The sequence below is a fragment of the Thioalbus denitrificans genome, from assembly GCF_003337735.1.
Taxonomy (GTDB): Bacteria; Pseudomonadota; Gammaproteobacteria; order DSM-26407; family DSM-26407; genus Thioalbus; species Thioalbus denitrificans.
In genome coordinates this window covers 775,680-793,474 of record NZ_QPJY01000001.1, presented here as the reverse complement: position 1 = coordinate 793,474, position 17,795 = coordinate 775,680, and the positions used below count along the sequence as shown (strand labels likewise).

16 protein-coding genes are annotated in these 17,795 nt (G+C 55.2%); 8 read left to right on the top strand and 8 right to left on the bottom strand.

The features are described 5' to 3' along the window. The first annotated feature begins 71 nt into the window (after positions 1-71). The 3 genes from DFQ59_RS03760 to DFQ59_RS03750 are packed head-to-tail and all read left to right on the top strand — an operon-like array spanning position 72 to position 3,155. On the top strand, positions 72-1,205 hold the full coding sequence (locus tag DFQ59_RS03760; protein WP_114278297.1) for a glycosyltransferase family 4 protein: 1,134 nt from the start codon (positions 72-74) through the stop codon (positions 1,203-1,205). Further along, a complete protein-coding gene (locus DFQ59_RS03755; RefSeq protein ID WP_114278296.1) occupies positions 1,198-2,121 on the top strand; it encodes an NAD-dependent epimerase/dehydratase family protein in 924 nt (307 codons plus the stop codon). The genes DFQ59_RS03760 and DFQ59_RS03755 overlap by 8 nt, the downstream gene beginning before the upstream one ends. After that, positions 2,118-3,155 carry a glycosyltransferase family 2 protein gene (locus DFQ59_RS03750; protein ID WP_114278295.1) on the top strand — a complete coding sequence of 346 codons (1,038 nt, stop codon included), beginning with the start codon at positions 2,118-2,120 and terminating at the stop codon, positions 3,153-3,155. Before DFQ59_RS03755 ends, DFQ59_RS03750 begins: the two co-directional genes overlap by 4 nt. Here DFQ59_RS03750 and DFQ59_RS03745 read toward each other — a convergent pair whose 3' ends face one another. The 8 genes from DFQ59_RS03745 to DFQ59_RS03710 form a co-directional block, all read right to left on the bottom strand. Further along, positions 3,156-3,950 (bottom strand): class I SAM-dependent methyltransferase, encoded by a 795-nt coding sequence (locus tag DFQ59_RS03745; RefSeq protein WP_211314768.1) that lies wholly within the window; start codon positions 3,948-3,950, stop codon positions 3,156-3,158. It lies immediately after the preceding gene. A gap of 6 nt (positions 3,951-3,956) precedes the next feature. Further along, on the bottom strand, positions 3,957-4,925 hold the full coding sequence (locus tag DFQ59_RS03740; protein ID WP_114278294.1) for a glycosyltransferase: 969 nt from the start codon (positions 4,923-4,925) through the stop codon (positions 3,957-3,959). A 154-nt stretch (positions 4,926-5,079) separates the two neighbouring features. Then, positions 5,080-6,522, bottom strand: coding sequence for a lipopolysaccharide biosynthesis protein (locus tag DFQ59_RS03735; RefSeq protein ID WP_114278293.1), 1,443 nt, complete (start codon positions 6,520-6,522; stop codon positions 5,080-5,082). Positions 6,523-6,659: 137 nt separating this feature from the next. Continuing rightward, positions 6,660-7,607 carry a sulfotransferase gene (locus tag DFQ59_RS03730; protein ID WP_245937168.1) on the bottom strand — a complete coding sequence of 316 codons (948 nt, stop codon included), beginning with the start codon at positions 7,605-7,607 and terminating at the stop codon, positions 6,660-6,662. Positions 7,608-7,675: 68 nt separating this feature from the next. Then, the gene (locus tag DFQ59_RS03725; RefSeq protein WP_211314767.1) at positions 7,676-8,656 is read right to left on the bottom strand and encodes a hypothetical protein; all 981 of its coding nucleotides are present in this window, start codon (positions 8,654-8,656) and stop codon (positions 7,676-7,678) included. Beyond that, positions 8,649-9,338 (bottom strand): WbqC family protein, encoded by a 690-nt coding sequence (locus DFQ59_RS03720; RefSeq protein WP_114278290.1) that lies wholly within the window; start codon positions 9,336-9,338, stop codon positions 8,649-8,651. The genes DFQ59_RS03725 and DFQ59_RS03720 overlap by 8 nt, the downstream gene beginning before the upstream one ends. Further along, positions 9,335-10,444: a dTDP-4-amino-4,6-dideoxy-D-glucose aminotransferase VioA gene (gene vioA / locus DFQ59_RS03715; protein WP_114278289.1), complete on the bottom strand. Its 1,110-nt coding sequence runs from the start codon at positions 10,442-10,444 to the stop codon at positions 9,335-9,337. The genes DFQ59_RS03720 and vioA overlap by 4 nt, the downstream gene beginning before the upstream one ends. Before the next feature lie 65 nt (positions 10,445-10,509). Beyond that, positions 10,510-11,085 carry a winged helix-turn-helix domain-containing protein gene (locus DFQ59_RS03710; protein WP_114278288.1) on the bottom strand — a complete coding sequence of 192 codons (576 nt, stop codon included), beginning with the start codon at positions 11,083-11,085 and terminating at the stop codon, positions 10,510-10,512. A gap of 375 nt (positions 11,086-11,460) precedes the next feature. On the opposite strand from DFQ59_RS03710, the gene pilB reads away from it, so the two are divergent. The 5 genes from pilB to zapD all read left to right on the top strand — a co-directional run bounded on the left by pilB (position 11,461) and on the right by zapD (position 17,606). Beyond that, positions 11,461-13,176, top strand: coding sequence for a type IV-A pilus assembly ATPase PilB (gene pilB / locus DFQ59_RS03705; protein ID WP_211314766.1), 1,716 nt, complete (start codon positions 11,461-11,463; stop codon positions 13,174-13,176). Positions 13,177-13,179: 3 nt separating this feature from the next. Next, positions 13,180-14,400 carry a type II secretion system F family protein gene (locus DFQ59_RS03700; protein ID WP_114278286.1) on the top strand — a complete coding sequence of 407 codons (1,221 nt, stop codon included), beginning with the start codon at positions 13,180-13,182 and terminating at the stop codon, positions 14,398-14,400. 174 nt (positions 14,401-14,574) lie between these two features. Next, the gene (locus tag DFQ59_RS03695; protein WP_114278285.1) at positions 14,575-15,453 is read left to right on the top strand and encodes a prepilin peptidase; all 879 of its coding nucleotides are present in this window, start codon (positions 14,575-14,577) and stop codon (positions 15,451-15,453) included. Positions 15,454-16,098: 645 nt separating this feature from the next. Beyond that, entirely contained in the window at positions 16,099-16,743 is a 645-nt protein-coding gene (gene coaE, locus DFQ59_RS03690; protein WP_245937167.1) for a dephospho-CoA kinase, read from the top strand. A gap of 92 nt (positions 16,744-16,835) precedes the next feature. Continuing rightward, on the top strand, positions 16,836-17,606 hold the full coding sequence (gene zapD, locus DFQ59_RS03685; RefSeq protein WP_245937166.1) for a cell division protein ZapD: 771 nt from the start codon (positions 16,836-16,838) through the stop codon (positions 17,604-17,606). Positions 17,607-17,795: the final 189 nt, after the last annotated feature.

Sequence of the window (17,795 nt, the reverse complement as noted above, 5' to 3'; positions counted from 1 at the left end):
CCACTCGCACGTTCTTCCGCCGTCTGAGCATCAATAATTTCGCCCAGGATGCCGAGTCAAGGATCACCACCATGAACGAACCAATCACTGCGCTCATGGTAAGCACTACCTATCCAGCAAGCACGGAAGACTGGAAGGGCATATTCATCAGAAACCTTTGCAATGCCCTGGCCTTACGAGCCGATCTGGAACTCAACCTGTGGGCACCACCTGGCGACATGCACACTGCAATCAATCCAGCCACCACCCTTCGGGAGTCTGCCTGGCTGAGTGAGTTGATGCATAAGGGAGGAATCGCACATCTCTTGCGAACGAACAAGGGCGTCGCATTCATAAGCGCAGTCAAGCTGCTTATGATGCTGCGGTCGGCATATAAGCGTTCAGCATCTGTCGATCTTTATCATGTCAACTGGTTGCAAAACGCTCTGCCCCTGCCGGCGGACAGAAAACCCTTGATTGTCAGTGTCCTCGGCACGGATATGCTGCTTCTGAAACTCCCAATGATGCGGGCCATGCTCCGGCGGATATTCAATAACCATCCCACGATCATCTGCCCGAATGCCGACTGGATGGTACCCATACTCAAGAGCCAGTTCTCAGAACTCGCCAAGGTAGTGTTCGTTCCTTTTGGCATCGATCCAATGTGGTATGCCATCACGCGCGACTGCCAGACCAGGAGCCCTGCAAGATGGCTGGCAGTTACCCGCATCACCCGGGACAAGCTGGGCCCCCTGTTTGACTGGTGCGCACCATTGTTCGAGGGTCAACACCGCGAATTGCATCTCTTCGGGCCAATGCAGGAGTCCATCAAGCTGCCACCCTGGCTGCACTACCATGGCCCGGAAAACCCGGAAAACCTGTGCAAGACCTGGTTTCCGACCGCACAGGGGTTCATTACACTGAGCCGCCATGCTGAGGGGCGACCGCAGGTCCTACTCGAGGCGATGGCCGCCGGTCTGCCCATCATCGCATCACGCATTCCTGCCCACGAAGACCTCATTCTTCACAACGAAACCGGCTGGCTGTGTGGAAAACCCGAAGAACTCAGCGAAGGAGTCAAAGAACTTGAGACCTGGCCTGACAACCACAGGATAGGGACCGCCGCCCGGAACTGGGCAAGCCGTGAATTCGGCACTTGGGAGGACTGCGCCGCGCGCTATGTCAGCCTGTACCACGAGTTGATCGAGGACAAGCGGTATGGCTGACGCAGTCCTGGTCTTAGGCGCCGGCGGATTTGTCGGCAGACACCTCGTGACGACTCTTGCCTCACATGGCGTACCTGTCATCGCTCTGGTGCGCAGACCATCCGCAGAACTGTCCCCTGCTATTGAAACAGTTACTGGCACATTCGACACCCCGGCAGAATTGTCTCCCTTGCTGAGCCGCGCACGTGCAGTCATCCACACCGCCTCCCGATCCACACCCGGCCAAACGGCTGGGCTGCCCATCGCCGAGTTGGATGCCAACCTGCGACCGACCCTCGCCTTGCTGGAGGCACTTCAGTCAGCACCCCACTGCGAACTCCTGTACCTTTCGTCGGGGGGTACACTCTACGGAGAGACCAATGGTCGCGCCGCCTGCGAGCAGGACAGCATACGCCCGAGGTCCTACTATGGGGCCGGAAAGGCCGCCGCCGAACACTTCATCCATGCCTTCTGCATGCAATTCCAGCGGTCAGCCGTCATACTGCGCCCCTCCAATCTTTATGGTCCCGGACAGAACAGGAGAAGCGGATTCGGCATCATCCCGACCGCGCTCGATTGTGTGAAGAGCCAGATTCCGCTGACCGTGTGGGGTGACGGAACCTCCGTTCGGGATTACCTCTACATCGACGATTTCATCCAGCTCTGCCTCGCCATACTGGGCCGTCCCATACCTGCCGGCACCCATATTTTCAATGCTTCAAGCGGGGTCGGTGTCAGCCTCAACTCGCTGATAGATGAAATCCGAGACGTTACAGGCGCAACGCTGAATATTGTCCATGACACCGGCAGGACAGTCGACATCAACCGGGTCGTCCTTGACCCCGGCCAAGCGTCACAGGAGTACGACTGGTCGCCGCGAACTTCCCTGCGGCGCGGACTCGAGTTCACCTGGCAATGGTGGATACAACAGGCATGAACGGGCAGGTTCACCCCCTCTGCTCCATCTGCATCGCTAACTATAATGGTGAGCATGTCCTTTCAGACTGCATAGACTCCTTGTTAACACAGACTGGCGGTATCCCGGTCGAGATTATCATTCACGATGACGCATCCACTGACCGTTCCCTCGCCCTGCTGCGTGAACGTTATCCGGTCGACATGTACCCGAACATTCGTGTAATCGAAAGTCAGGAAAATGTCGGGTTCTGCATCAGCAACAATCGGATGGTTGAAACTGCTCGTGGAAAGTACGTTTTACTGCTCAACAATGACGCCGCCTTAGCCCCTGATGCACTGATTACACTGCTGACTGCATCCCAAGCACAGTCGCCCGAAGGCATCCTCACCCTGCCACAACGTGACTGGGAAAGTTATGATGTCGTTGACCGCGGCTGCCTCCTCGACCCCTTTTACAATCCTGTGCCTAACATTGACCCTGCACGACGCGATGTCGCAATGGTCATCGGTGCCTGCATGTGGCTGCCACGCTTGCTATGGAAGGAACTTGGCGGATTCCCGGATTGGTTCGAATCCATTGCAGAGGATATGTATCTCTGTTGTCGTGCAAGACTCGCGGGCTATCCGGTTCAGACGACTGCTGGCAGTTACTACCGACATCGCCAGGGAGCCAGCTTTGGTGGAGGGCGCGCCAGCGACAATGGGTTGTCAACGACCTACCGTCGACGTCGCCTGTCTGAACGTAACAAGACGTTCGTAATGGTGTTGTGTAGCCCCCTATTGCGACTCTGCCTGATCCTACCTTTGCATTTGATACTGCTCGCTATTGAAGGTGCTTCATTAACACTTTTCAAACGTAATGCTAAGTTATTTATAGTTATTTATTGGAATGTATTTCAGAGCCTTTTCATGCAGGCCCGACATCTCCATGGAGAACGTCACAAAATTCACAGGCTGCGTCGCATTACACCCCGTGTTTACGGAAATGTTTTCATAATATTTCCCAGAAAATTAAAACTGCTTTTGCATTACGGTTTACCTGAAATACGGTAATTAGCGATCGAACTCCATCTGCTTTCGCATAAATAGAAAGAATGGTTCATTTTCGTTGACACCATAAGACCACCCATCGAAATCTCCCAGCAGTTCGTCATGCCACTTGACACAAGATGACAATCCCGAGAGCTTGTATCGCTCGAATATATCGAGCCCATAGAGCCTAACGTGGTCCTCTTGCCCATATGCTTGATAGCGGCACTCATCCGTATCAATACCTGGGTCTGACCATGTTTTTTGCAACTTGGAACTGTATGGAGTTTGCAGAATTGCGTAACCGCCAGGTTTCAAGACTCGATATATTTCTGTTAGGGCACGGGCATCATCCGCCACATGCTCCATTACATGATTGGCGATCAGAATGTCGAAACTACAGTCATTGAATGGTATATCAAGAATGTCCACAGGCATCACATCGATCGCCTGTGGCATGAAGTCGCATTTGATGTATTTCTCAGGCCCTGCAGACACTATACGCTCTGACAATCTTCTCTCAGGCGCAAAATGTAGCACGCTTCTATTTGTGATCGCATCAAATATACCGCTAGCGTTCATGTACATGTAAAGATGCCGTTCGCGATCATGGCAACCACACCAGGGGCAACTGAAGCGATCAGTGTCACTACCGACGACATCAAGTGCGCGCATTAAAGGTGCGGAATGCAGGCTACCTTTTCGATAGGGAAGGTACCTGAAGAAAGAATGCGCACAAAGAATACATTTGTGATTACGCGGCCATGCCAAACGGTATGCCAAAGCAAGTAATGCTTTTTTGTAGTTGATCCTGTTCATCTAGCCTTATCGCCAATAGATAACTCGAAGGCGAGTCCCACCGATACGGGATGCCACCAATGACAAAAACAGACGAATTCCAGTAATCAGGATATTTGATATGGCCAACAATGTGAGCCTTGCTTTATGTTCTCGATGCTCAGCAGAGACTATAGGCCACCATTTTTTCATCAATGCCATTGAGCGCGTTTTAATGGATCGATAGAAGACTTTGCTGAGAAAGTCCGCGGATGCCAACCGCTTATTTCTATCACCAACCACTTCACCAGACGGTTTATTTATTGACTCCCAGTACAATGAACGCACATGCTCGTTCAAATTATCAATAACAGACGATGCGGTACCTATCCTGTACACTGACAGAATCTTGTCTATGTATCCAATATCCCCAAGCGAAGCCAAGTTCATAAGTAGCGTATAATCTATGAACAATCCATCTGGCGGTATTATTGACTCACGCAATTCCGCTTTGTAGAGCAGGGTACTATGATTGATGAAATTACCATATTGCATAAGATATGTTCTGCTTATTCTTTTTATTTTTCCCTGATTGTTGAATACACCCAATGCCACACCATTTTTGTCCAGACATAATGAATTTGTACACACCGCTACACATCCATCATTTTTCTCCATGTATTGCATTTGTTGACGAAGTTTTCCTGGAAGCCAAAAATCGTCTCCATCCAAGTGAGCAATATAGCGACCTCTGGTCAGAGGAAGAATGGATCTAAGATTCAATGCACCATACCCGAGGTTCGCCTCATGTCTCACCACTGTTATTATATCAGGGTATGTTGTTTTCAGTTTTTTCAGAATTTGTTTTGTTTTGTCATTTGAGCAATCGTCACCGATGATTACCTCTAACGAGACATCCTCGCGTTGAGCAATTACGCTCATGACACAGTCGCGTATATAATCTTCGTGGTTATAAGAGGTTATACATACACTGACATCACAGGAATAGTTTGCCACAACGCTTGTTCTCCTTCATATATTTCTAGACATTGCGCATCAATTAATTACTCTGAAAATAGTACAGGCGCAGGCCATTTTGCTATTGAATACAATATTTATAAGTTTAGCCATTAAAATTATTGGCATTTTAATACAACGTATAATTGCAATTCTATTTTTGAATACGCATTATGCCAAATATAGATACAGCAATCTGCATAGACGACATATTAAACATGACCGCTAGACCAAGATATGCAGCCACAGACGCCAACCCCAATATAGTCAACTGCAACTCTGATGTTAGTGGCAACAATTCAACAAGCACGAATACCGCGCCTGCAATAGCCGCTGAAAGAAGAAGCGATGGATAGATGTCAGCCAACTGCTCCTTTATTGAGTAACCTATCAAGCGCGACGAATAGTAACTATTTGGCACATATGATATTACTGAACCTACAAACTGCCCTATTAATATTCCTATCACTCCGAAACGGTAGCTTAAAAAAAGCACAAATATCATAAATAATTTTTTTATTATATCCAAATAGAGAATAAGCTCTGAACGACCTTTTACTTTTAAAACATTTAGATTTATCGCATGCAATGGGTAAAGCAAGCCCGTAAAACATAGCAACTGCAAATATGGCGCAGCAGATGACCAGTCTTCTGGTAACAGGAAAGAAAACAGCGGTTTTGCCAAAGCTGCCACAAATAGCAGAAGTGGAAACAATATGAATGTTGTCACTTTCACGATCTGGCGAAAACCGCTTTTTAATTTTTCAGTTTCGTTTTGTATGCTTGCAAAGGCTGGATACATGACAGTCTGCATGGTTCCGACAAGCAACTGTAGTAACATATTCTTAATTTTATCTGCCAAAAAGTAATGCCCAGCGACCGTTGCGCTGAATATTCGCGCTATTACTAGTACGTAAATGTTTTCAAAAACAATGTTATTTAAATTAGCTCCAAATAATCTTGAGCCGAATCCAAACAACTCACGAAACGTACTTCGCCTAAACCTAAAACCGGGGCGCCATATGCTTAACCGCCAGTAAATGCCACTGCTAACAAATGCAGTCACAAGCATCTGCACAACAAGCGACCATGCACCCACACCGGCTTGCGCTAGAGTAACCGCAACTACACCAGAAATAATAACCGCAGGAATAGTTGCTTGCAGTTGTCTTTTAAAATTTAATTTTCGACTCAATATGGCAACATGGACCATTCTTGATGCATTAATTAAAACAACCAAACCAGTAACGCGAATTAAATTCAATAATTTTTCTTCTTGATAAAAGCCCGCAATAATTGGTGCACTGAAAAACAATATAGTGTACGCAACCATACCCATAACAAGATTTGAGTAAAAAACGGTATCTAGATCCACCGACTTCACATCTGACTTTCGTATAAGTGCCTCTGTGAAACCTGAGTCCATAACGTTGTTTGCAATTGCAATGAACAGCGCCATCATTGCCAGCAACCCAAACTCACCAGGACTCAGATACCGCGCAAGAATTAACGTTACAAGGAATTCTATTAAAGCCGTACCCGCCCGCTGAAATAAGTTCCATAGCGCACCAGATAACGCTTTTTTACCAAGCGACATTACATGAACCTTTTGCTGAATCCTTTTCGGCAGGCATTAAATTGCCGACCGCTTTAAATAACACCTCTTTAATCTGCTCTTTTCGTCGACAGTCGTCGGGTTCCGTTATTTTCTCTGATAGCAACCTCCCCCAACAATTAGGATCCACCACTGGTTAGTCCACGATCAAAGAACCGCAGTGCATCTTCAATCTCACGACGATTCTTAACGCCCCCTTCACGTGTGTTTTCGAAGCGACCAGGACCTTTGTATTGGATGCTGGCCATCCCAATTTTTTTCATCACTCTTTCAAATACATCAGCCGGCCTATCACATAACTCCTTGTATTGCACTACGAGTTTTCGGTTGTTGTCGACGCTATTTAGACCCCGACGCACCGCCTGATTAATGTAGTGCACTTGCCCGGCCACTTGTTGGATCGTGTTCATTTCTGACAACCGGGCATATTCCGGAATCTTGAACGAATACCAGGCGTCGCTGCTTCCCAATTGCCGCCGCCTAGCATCGATAAGAGAAGCGACATTCTCAACCGGATCTCGATGCATATGAATAAATAGGACTTTATCCAAGATAGAATCGAGCAATTCGATATTATAGTTAAATAGCATACCTTTGGTGACAAAAGGCTTATTGAACACATCGATAATTCCATAAAGTTCCGCAGCCATGGTTTTTGCGTCCATGCCTTCGCGCATCTCTTCGTTTGTCCAAACATCACGACAGGGTTCCGTTAAGAAGCGCCGCCAGAAATACCAAAATTCGTTGGGAGCCAAAACACCTTTTGTTTTGCCGTTTTCCGAAACATAGTTGCACTTTTGACCCAAATCATTCAGTTCATCCCTGAAGTTGTAGCGGTCATCTGTTAGCAGCAGCTGGATCTTTGCGCCAATAATCGGCGCATGGTAGAAACGTGATAGAAGATTGGTTGGATATGCGATGACTCCAGTGTTCGCGAGCCACTGTAGTAACAAAGTAGTCCCGCTCCGCGCCGATCCCATTATCAAAACTACCGGCCATTTTGCTGGCTTGTGATTTCGCAGAAGAGTCTTTTCGCTCTCCCAGAGCAATGAATTGATATCCTTCAAGAGAGTTTCCAATTGCATATTTCGAGCGAAATTTGCTGTTCTCCCTAGGGCGGAGTCGCGCATTGTATTCATGTCTTTGCACCAAGGACGACGGATACCAGTCTTTTCATCTGTGTTCTTCCGTACCTCTGATCTATGGGCAGAGGGACTAGATTCTTTATGATTTCTCCTATTGATCGCTCCTCCATCCGGTCAACCGCCTCGGGCCAGTAGGTCGGCACAAAAATTCTATTTCGTCTAAGCCTCTCCCTCAGACCGGCATCACGGGTCACGAATGGATAACACATGGGCGCCACAATATTCGAAGCATCAAATAGCAGGTGATTGTGCACGCCCAACTGTTCATGGAGGAAAAAAAAGTTCTCTCGCCGCCTATTCGAGACACGATGATAATTGATGGAGGAAAGAATACGGTCCGTAAGTTTTGACATTTGCCTTGGCTCACAATCTTCTAGGCTTTGTTCTGCGCGAAGAAATCCTGGATACCCTGCCTCAGGAGAAACTGCCAGCCGTCGGAGGAGATGCGAAGCGCGGGATAAGGAACCGGTATCCCGCATTGCCGGCAACGGGACCCGCAACCGCCCTAGCAATAACCCCCCATCAGGCACTCCGAAAAATTTTCTCGGTGAAAATATTGTTGCCAAAGCATCCTGTACCAGCGGCGAAAAAAACGATTGCGAATAATCTAATACCACTTGGTCAGGATCAAAGCGCGCAAGCAGTTCGCGCACGTTCCTATGGCAAATGCCAAAATAGTCCACATAGAGCAGCCAGTCGTGGCTATCAATGCTTACGTTTGGAGCGACTTCCAGTTGCTCGGTCAGGTCATACCATCGGTACTCGACTTGCGCATTTCTCAAGGGAGCCAACATGGCGTCGCAGATGTATCTCGGCATCCAGACCTTCTTTGGCGTTCCGGTGCGCAGTAGGGCTAAGAACGCCGCCCTGGCAGACTGAAATCTCATTGCACCGTGGTGGGGAAGGCCTTTATCATCTGGTAGCTCAAGCTCAAAATAGCCACCGATCGGGTCGGCCTTGCGCTCAGACAAGTTCGTACTCCTGGAGCAAGGCCCTGCATTGTGTTTTATCATTGAACATCATCACATCGACCATAGATAGACCGGATATAAATTCGTCACCGAATTGCCGATACGCGTAGACTCTAGGTTCTATAAATGAAAGCTGGATCTGGCGACTGGCGAACGCGTCCTTTTTGTAGAGTGATTGTCCGCCTGGGAGATTGATGTAATGCGTCGCGCCTAGCTCTGCACAAATAGCAAGGACTTTGTCCTCGCCGCGTAACACACTATTTTTTTTCAACGACGATGAGATATACCAATTTGGTTGAATGTTTAGATAGTCGCATATGGTTAGCAACTGATAAACAAGGAAGCGGGACAGATTTATTTCTCTGTGGTTGAGTATTTTTTCAATAACTGGGTATACTTCGGTGAAGTATGGCGCTTTACAATAGGTCTGCTTTATAGTCCGCAATAGTTTCGTATTCCTCCCGCCTATCAGTATGGTGTTAATTAATTTATTTGGGCTCGCACCCTGCAATTGCAAGGTGATAAGCTGCTTGCCACGCGGACCAAGAATAAAGTTTCTGTTTATCCATCCACCCTTTATGTAATTGACATCATCGTAAACCACGAAAGCATCCACCGCCCGTATGAGCTGAAAGTAGCCCAGATAGGGAAACAAGTAGGGCTGCATGATAGCGAGTTTCATTTCGGCTTCGCGATCAACCCCGTGATAACATCCACCTGCTCCTCTGGCAGTCCCGGATAAATCGGCAGGCAGATGACGTGGCCAGATAACTGGTGGGAGTGCTGAAGGTTTTCCGCCTTTGCGCTTGAAAGCCCGCGGTACATCGGCATGTCGCTGATCAACGGATAGAAGTAGCGCCGCCCATTGATTCCCGCATCTTTCATCCTTTGGTAGAGCCCATCGCGGCTGAGCGGGTAGTCAGCTCCGACAAGGATAGGGAAATAGGAGGCGTTGCCCTTGGTCTCAGGGGGCACCGGGAGTACCGAAATCCCTGGAACCTCAGCAAGGGCCTGTCGATACCGAGCCTCGATCTGCCTGCGACGCTGCAGCGCGTCATCGATGTATTTGAGCTGCAACAGCCCTAGCGCCGCATTGAACTCGCTCATTTTGCCGTTGATGCCAGAGGCAGTGACTGTTACTTCGTCGGCAAAGCCGAAGTTCTTCAGGTAGTCGATGCGCTGCTTGGTCTTGGCGTCGGGGCAGATGATGGCGCCACCTTCGAACGTGGTGAAAACCTTGGTGGCGTGGAAGCTGAGCACCGAGAGATCCCCGTGGCGCAGTACGGTTTTGCCCTTGTAGCGGACGCCGAAGGCATGGGCCGCGTCGTAGATAACTTTGAGCCCATAGATGTCGGCAATCTGCTGGATGTGTTCTACTGCACAGGGGTTGCCGTAGCAGTGCACAGGCAGGATCGCCGTGGTTTTCGGTGTGATGGCCTCCTCGATGCGTGCCGGGTCGAGGTTACAAGTGTCGGGATCGATGTCTACAAAGACCGGCTTGATGTTGTTCCAGAGCAGTGAATGTGCAGTCGCTGCGAAGGAGTATGGTGTGGTGATGACCTCGCCGCTGATGCGCAGCGCCTGCAGGGCGGTGACCAGCGCAATTGTGCCGTTGGTGAAGAGCGCGAGGTGGTCAACGCCGAGGTATTCACAGAGTGCCTGCTCCAGTTGCCGGTGGAACGGGCCATTGTTGGTGAGAATCTTGTTGTCCCAGATCTGCTCCAAATAGGGGATGAACTCCTCCAGCGGGGGCAGATTGGGCTGGGTGACGTAGATCGGATTTTTCATGGGTGGACCGTGGTCAGTGCGGGCGCCTCGCCATAGGCTGAGTGGCAACTGATGACAATTCACATCTAGTCATCGCCAACGTTTCTCATGACGTCTTTGTGAGGGCTTTCCCACAAGTTCAACATCGGCCGCCTCTCCAGCACCGGCTGCAACCGCTCGAAGTCCTCACCGCTCAGCACCAGGGTGCGGATCTTCCTGCCGATGTAACGCTCGGTCTTGGCGGTCAGGTCGGCCAGGTTGGCGTGGTCGATCTCGCCCACCAGTCCCAGGTCGATGATTCCGGAGTCCCTGCCCACAGCGTAGTCGTCCAACAGGAAGGCACGCTCCAATCGACCGAGGCGCTGGACGATACTCTCGAGGATGCGATCCATTCCCAGCGCCTTCTGCACCATGGAGTGAAGCTCAGGGAAGAGGGGGTGCGCTCGATTGGCCCGAAAGTTGACCTGACGGCCCTGTTTGGCGCTCACAAGCAGCCCAGCCTGGCTGAGCTGGTCCAGTTCATCCTTGACCTGGCTTGGGGAGATTGCGAACTCCTCCGCGAGTTCACGCAGGTAGGCCTGCCCGTCCGGGTTCAGGAACAGGCGCATGAGGATGCGGACCCGGGTCTTGGAGGTGATGAGTGAGCTGAGGAGGCTGGTCATTACTATTCAGGATCTCACATTACGTTCTACTTTATAGAACAAAGTAGACTTCTACCGAATGAAGTCAACAGGATAGTGAGGCGAACGGGTGATGCGTCACAAATTTCAACAGTCTGTATCCTGGTTTCCTGGATCCTGGGGATCGAACGGGCCATCATGGGATGGATAAATAGTTCTACAACGCATGAGCATCAGCATCGAATACCTGCGCGGGGCTGTAACTATCGCGCCTGGAAGGCGCTCCTACGGATTGGAGGCTTATCCGTATCCCCGGATCCTCCCTTCCCGCTTTCAATTCAGCCGGTTAGTTCAAATCGTTCGAGCCGGTGCTATGATTGTGCCAATAGTTAAGAAAACGAGTGGTACCCATTGCGCATGGCGACCCAAAGCACCCCCGTCAGATTGAGCGGTCTCGCACGTCGCCTGGTCATTGATGGTCTTCTCACGGAGACCGATGCTCAGGCGGCATTTGATCAGTCGCTCAAGGAAAAGATCCCGCTGGTCACCTACCTGGTGCAGAACGGCCTGGTGGAGGACGGCCGGATCGCCGTGGCCGCCTCCGAGGAGTTCGGCGCGCCGGTGCTGGACATCGATTCCCTGGACATCGGTCTCCTCCCCAAGGATCTGGTCAGCGAGAAGCTGATCCGCAAGCACCGCGCCATCCCCCTGTTCAAGCGCGGCAGCCGGCTCTACGTTGGGCTGGCCGATCCCACCAACCTGCAGGCCCTGGACGAGATCAAGTTCCATACCGGCATCAACACCGATGCCGTCGTGGTCGAGGAGTCCAAGCTCAGCCGGTTCATCGACCGGGTGGTGGAAGCCCAGGAAGCCACCAACCTGGGCGACCTCTCCGACTCCGATCTCGATGGGCTCGATATCAGCGGCGGCGATGAACTGCCGCAGGACGAGGTCCGGGACACCGATGTGGACGACGCGCCCATCGTGCGCTTCGTCAACAAGGTGATGCTCGACGCCATCAACAAGGGCGCCTCGGACATCCATTTCGAGCCCTACGAGCGTAACTACCGGGTGCGTTTCCGCCAGGATGGAATCCTGCACGAGATGGCCAGCCCCCCGGTGACGCTGGGCTCGCGCATCGCCGCCCGCCTCAAGGTGATGTCCCGCCTGGACATTTCCGAGCGCCGCATCCCCCAGGATGGGCGCATCAAGATGACCCTGTCCAAGAACCGGGCCATCGACTTCCGCGTCAGCACCTGCCCGACCCTGTACGGGGAGAAGGTGGTGATGCGTATCCTCGACCCCGCCAGCGCCCGCCTGGGCGTCGATGCGCTCGGCTTCGAGGAGGCCCAGAAGGATCTCTTCCAGCGGGTAATCCACAAGCCCCAGGGCATGGTGCTGGTCACCGGACCCACCGGCAGCGGCAAGACCGTGACCCTCTACACCGCCCTGAGCATCCTCAACACTCCGGACAAGAACATCTCCACGGTCGAGGATCCGGTGGAAATCAACCTGCCGGGCATCAACCAGGTCAACATCCACCCCAAGGCCGGACTCACCTTCGCCTCCGCCCTGCGCGCCTTCCTGCGCCAGGATCCGGACATCATCATGGTGGGCGAGATCCGCGACCTGGAGACCGCCGAAATCGGCATCAAGGCGGCCCAGACCGGTCACATGGTGCTCTCCACCCTGCACACCAACAGCGCCCCGGAAACCCTGACCCGCCTGGCCAACATGGGCGTGGCGCCCTTCAACATCGCCAGCACCGTGACCCTCATCATCGCCCAGCGCCTGGCCCGGCGGCTCTGCCCCCATTGCCGGCGGGAGGAGGAGGTGCCGCCGGAAGCCCTCCTTGCGGAAGGGTTCACGGAAACGGAGCTGCAGGACATTACTATATTTGGTCCAGTGGGGTGTGATCGCTGCACGGCGGGTTACAAGGGCCGCGTGGGCCTCTACGAGGTGATGCCCGTGACCGACGAGATCGGGCGCCTCATCATGGAAGGGGGCAACTCGATGGAGATCGCCGACCTGGCCCGGCAGCAGGGCATGGTGGATCTGCGCCGCGCCGGACTGAACAAGGTTCGTGACGGCCTCACGAGCCTCGAGGAAATCAACCGCGTCACCAAGGACTAAGCTATGGCCAAAGCAGCAGCGGTGAAGTCCCAGGTCTTCGTCTGGGAAGGAACGGACAAGCGCGGAGTCCGCCTCAAGGGCGAGAGCCGGGGCGAGAACATCGGCAAGGTCAAGGCCGAGCTGCGCCGGCTCGGCGTCACGCCGCTGAAGGTGAAGAAGAAGCCGCTGGAGATCTTCAGCAGCCGCCGCCGTATCCGGCCCAAGGACATCGCCTTCTTCACCCGCCAGCTGGCCACCATGATGAACGCCGGCGTGCCGCTGGTGCAGTCCTTCGACATCATCGCCCGCGGCCTTGAGAACCCCACCTTCCAGGAGCTCATCCTCTCCATCAAGAACGACATCGAGGGGGGCACCTCGCTGACCGAGTCCCTGCGCAAGCACCCCCTCTACTTCGACGATCTCTACTGCAACCTGGTCCAGGCCGGCGAGCAGTCGGGCGCCCTGGAGACACTGCTGGACCGCATCGCCACCTACAAGGAAAAGACCGAGTCCCTGAAGGGCAAGATCAAGAAGGCCCTGTTCTATCCCGCCGCGGTCCTCGTGGTGGCGGGCCTGGTGACATCGATCCTGCTGCTGTTCGTCATCCCCACCTTCGAGTCCCTGTTCAAGGGCTTCGGCGCCGACCTGCCCGCCTTCACCCGTGGGGTCATCGATTTCTCGCAGTTCTTCCGCGAGTACTGGTGGGCGATTTTCGGCGTCATCATCCTGGCGGCCTGGGGCTTCGTGCAGGCCAAGAAGCGCTCGCGGAAGTTCGCCCATTTCCTCGACCGCATGTCGCTGAAGATACCGGTGGTGGGCGACATCCTGCGCAAGTCCGCCCTGGCCCGCTACGCCCGCACCCTCTCCACCACCTTCGCCGCCGGCGTGCCGCTGGTGGAGGCGCTCAACTCGGTGGCCGGCTCCACCGGCAACATCATCTACGAAAACGCCGTCTACCGGATCCGCGAGGACGTGGCCACCGGCCAGCAGCTGCAGCTCGCCATGCGCATGACCAACCTGTGGCCGAACATGGACATCCAGATGGTGGCCATCGGCGAGGAATCCGGCTCCCTGGACGACATGCTCGCCAAGGTGGCCGAGTTCTACGAGGAGGAGGTGGACAACGCCGTGGACGCCCTGAGCAGCCTGCTGGAGCCGCTCATCATCGTCATCCTGGGCGTACTCATCGGCGGCATGGTCGTGGCCATGTACCTGCCCATCTTCAAGCTGGCCGCGGTCATCTGACAGACAGTCTGGGCAGTGCCGTAGGGTGCGCCATGCGCACCGACCAATGGGCCACTGAAAACCGGTGTGGTGCGCGCGGCGCACCCTACGGCAGGGCGGCGAATTTCAAGCGACACGTTTCGTGGCGATAAATTCTTACATCCTTCATCCGTTCTCCGTCCCCCGATCCTTCCCATGGAACTGATCGCCCTGCTGCGTGACAACCCGTCCGCACTGCTGACGATTGTCGCCGTATTCGGACTGGTCATCGGCAGCTTTCTCAACGTGGTCATCCACCGCCTGCCCCTGATGCTGGAGCGGGAGTGGGCCGAGCAGTGCCGGGAGCTGCTGGGCCGGGAAACATCCTCCGCCACGGCACCGGAACGCTTCAACCTGGTGCTGCCCGGCTCCCACTGCCCCCACTGCGGTCATGAGATCGGCGCCCTGGAAAACATACCCATCCTCAGCTACCTGTGGCTGCGTGGGCGCTGCCGACACTGTGGCGCCGCCATCTCGCTGCGCTATCCCGTCGTGGAGGCGGTCACCGCCCTGCTGTCGGTGGTGGTGGCCTGGCGCTTCGGCTGGGGCGCCGCCCTGCCCGCGGCGCTGCTGCTCACCTGGGCCCTCATGGCGCTGACGGTCATCGACCTGGACCACCAGCTGCTGCCCGACGGCATCACCCAGCCGTTCCTGTGGCTGGGCCTGGGCCTCAGCCTGTTCGGCGTCTTCGTGGATCCCCGCAGCAGCATCGCGGGCGCACTGGCCGGATACCTGAGCCTGTGGACCGTCTACTGGCTGTTCAAGCTCTTCACGGGCAAGGAGGGCATGGGCTACGGCGACTTCAAGCTGCTGGCCCTCCTGGGCGCCTGGCTGGGCTGGCAGATGCTGCCGCTCACCATCCTCCTGTCCGCCCTGGTGGGCGCCGTGGTCGGGGTCAGCCTCATCGCCCTCAAGCGTCACGAGGGCGGCAAGCCCATCCCCTTCGGCCCCTATCTCGCCGGCGCCGGCTGGATCGCCCTGCTCTGGGGCGAGCAGATTACCGGCGCCTACCTGCATTTCGCGGGTATCGGATAAAGGGGAGCGGGGAACAGGCAGGCCGGTGGCATTCATGCCGGCCTGGCGCACTACACACCCCGAGTTGCGGCCAGGGCCCTATCGCCCCGAGGGCGGGCCTCCCACAAGCTTCGGCCTGACCACCAGGACCGGGAGACCTCGTGGGAGGTGCGACCCCGCAGTAATCACTTCTTCTTCGAATGGGGGGGGACTGACAGGATTTTCCAACTCATCAGGGGCACCCCGGGCCATGGTGAGCCAAAGGGTCCGGCCAGGACTCATTCGCCCCGAGGGCGGGCCTCCCACAGGCTTCGGCCTGGCCACCGGGACCGGGAGACCTTGTGGGAGGCGCGCCCCCGCGGCGATAACGGCTCCGGCCAACACCCTGTCGGCCAGGCGGGAGCTCCACACCTGGGCAAAGCCACCCCCTGGCCCCAACATTTCACAAATCTCCCGCAAGGACGCGAAGAACGCCAGGAGAACACGGGACTGACGGTCTTGTCCTGCTGTGGCACTCGTACGAGACGATGCCCGACGCTCCATTCATAATGGTCCTGTTAATTTTTTTACCTTGGCGTTCCTGGCGTCTTGGCGAGAAAAATCCGGGTTCGTAACCTGACCCCTCATATTGAGGCCACCGGCCATATACTTGTCCCCATGCAGCCAGTGTCCACCGATAAATCGAATACCCCGCGCACCCTGGTGATCGGCCTCACCGGCGGCATCGGGAGCGGGAAGTCCACCGTGGCCGAAGGTTTCGCCAGGCTGGGCGTCCCGGTCATCGACGCCGATCTCATCGCCCGCGAGGTGGTGGAACCGGGCCAGCCGGGACTGGCCGCCGTGGCGCGGGCTTTCGGCGCGGAGATAATCGGCGCGGATGGCCGGCTGGACCGGAAACGGCTCCGCGAGCGGGTGTTCGCGGAGCCGGCCGAACGCCGCCGCCTGGAGGCGCTCCTGCATCCGCTCATCCGCGCGGAGATGCGGCGCCGAATCGCGGCCTGCGCCGCACCCTACTGCCTGCTGGTGGTTCCGCTGCTGCTGGAGGGCGGGCAGTCCGACCTGGTGCAACGGATCCTCGTGGTGGATGTTCCCGAGGCGCTCCAGGTGGAGCGCGTGCGGCAGCGGGACGGCGACACAACCGAGCGGGTCCGCGCCATCCTGTCCGCCCAGCTGCCCCGTGATGAACGCCTGGCGCGGGCCGACGACATCATCGTCAATGATCGTGAACTGACCGATCTTGAAGCCGATATTCGTCGATTGCACCGCTATTACCTTGAACTGGCCGCAAACCGCCGCGATCGCGGCGACTGACGCCGCCCCGGTCCCGATTGCCACGGACGCGCCTTGTGGGTGACAATCGCCAACACATCACGATGAACCCCTGACATCGACAGCGAGTGACCGTGCCCGGCGAACTGGTGATCTACGAACAGCCTCTGAATGAGCGTATGCGAATCTTCATGCGCCTCGAGCACCTGTTCAGCCAGGCCCTGTACAACCTCCGCGGCGCTTCGGTCTGGGACAGCCGCCAGACGCTCGAGACCCTCATCGATATCCTCAACGTCTTCGATCGCACCGACCTGAAGACCGAGGTGCTCAAGGAACTGGAGCGCCATACCGCCAGCCTCGCCCGCCTGGAACAATCCCCCGGGGTGGACTGGGACAAGCTGAACCGGGTACTGGACGAAATTGAGGTGCTGCTGGAAGGCCTCTACAACTACAGTGGGCGCATTGGCCAGGCGCTGCGCGAGAACGAGTTTCTCAGCACCATCCGCCAGCGCAGCGCCATCCCCGGCGGCACCTGCGATTTCGACCTGCCCCTCTATCACCACTGGCTGGAACGCTCGCCGGAGGAGCGCATCCGCGATCTGGAGCGCTGGCTCACGGACTTCGAGCCGATACGCCTCGCCATCAACCTGATCCTGCGGCTGGTACGCTCGAGCGCCGCCCCGACGCCGGTCCTGGCCGCAGCCGGCTTCTTCCAGCGCTCCCTCGACCCGGGCATACCCTACCAGATGCTCCGTGTCAGCCTGCCCGCAACCTCCGTCCTCTATCCCGAGATCAGCGCCGGCAAGCACCGCTTCACCGTCCGCTTTCTCGTCGCCAGCCGCGATCAGCGGCCCACCCAGACCGAGGAGGACGTGGACTTCCAGCTGACCTCCTGCCCGATATGACGGGTGTTATGGGTGATGGGTGATGGGTGAGTGCGTGAGTGCGTGAGTGCGTGAGTGCGTGAATGCGTGAATGCGGCACGGCCTGCTTCCCCTCCCCTCGCGGGAGGGGGTTGGGGGGAGGGGACGCGGCCTCTCCACCCGGCACAGGCGTGCAGATGAATCTGCACCTACATCCCCGCGTGCGAGCAT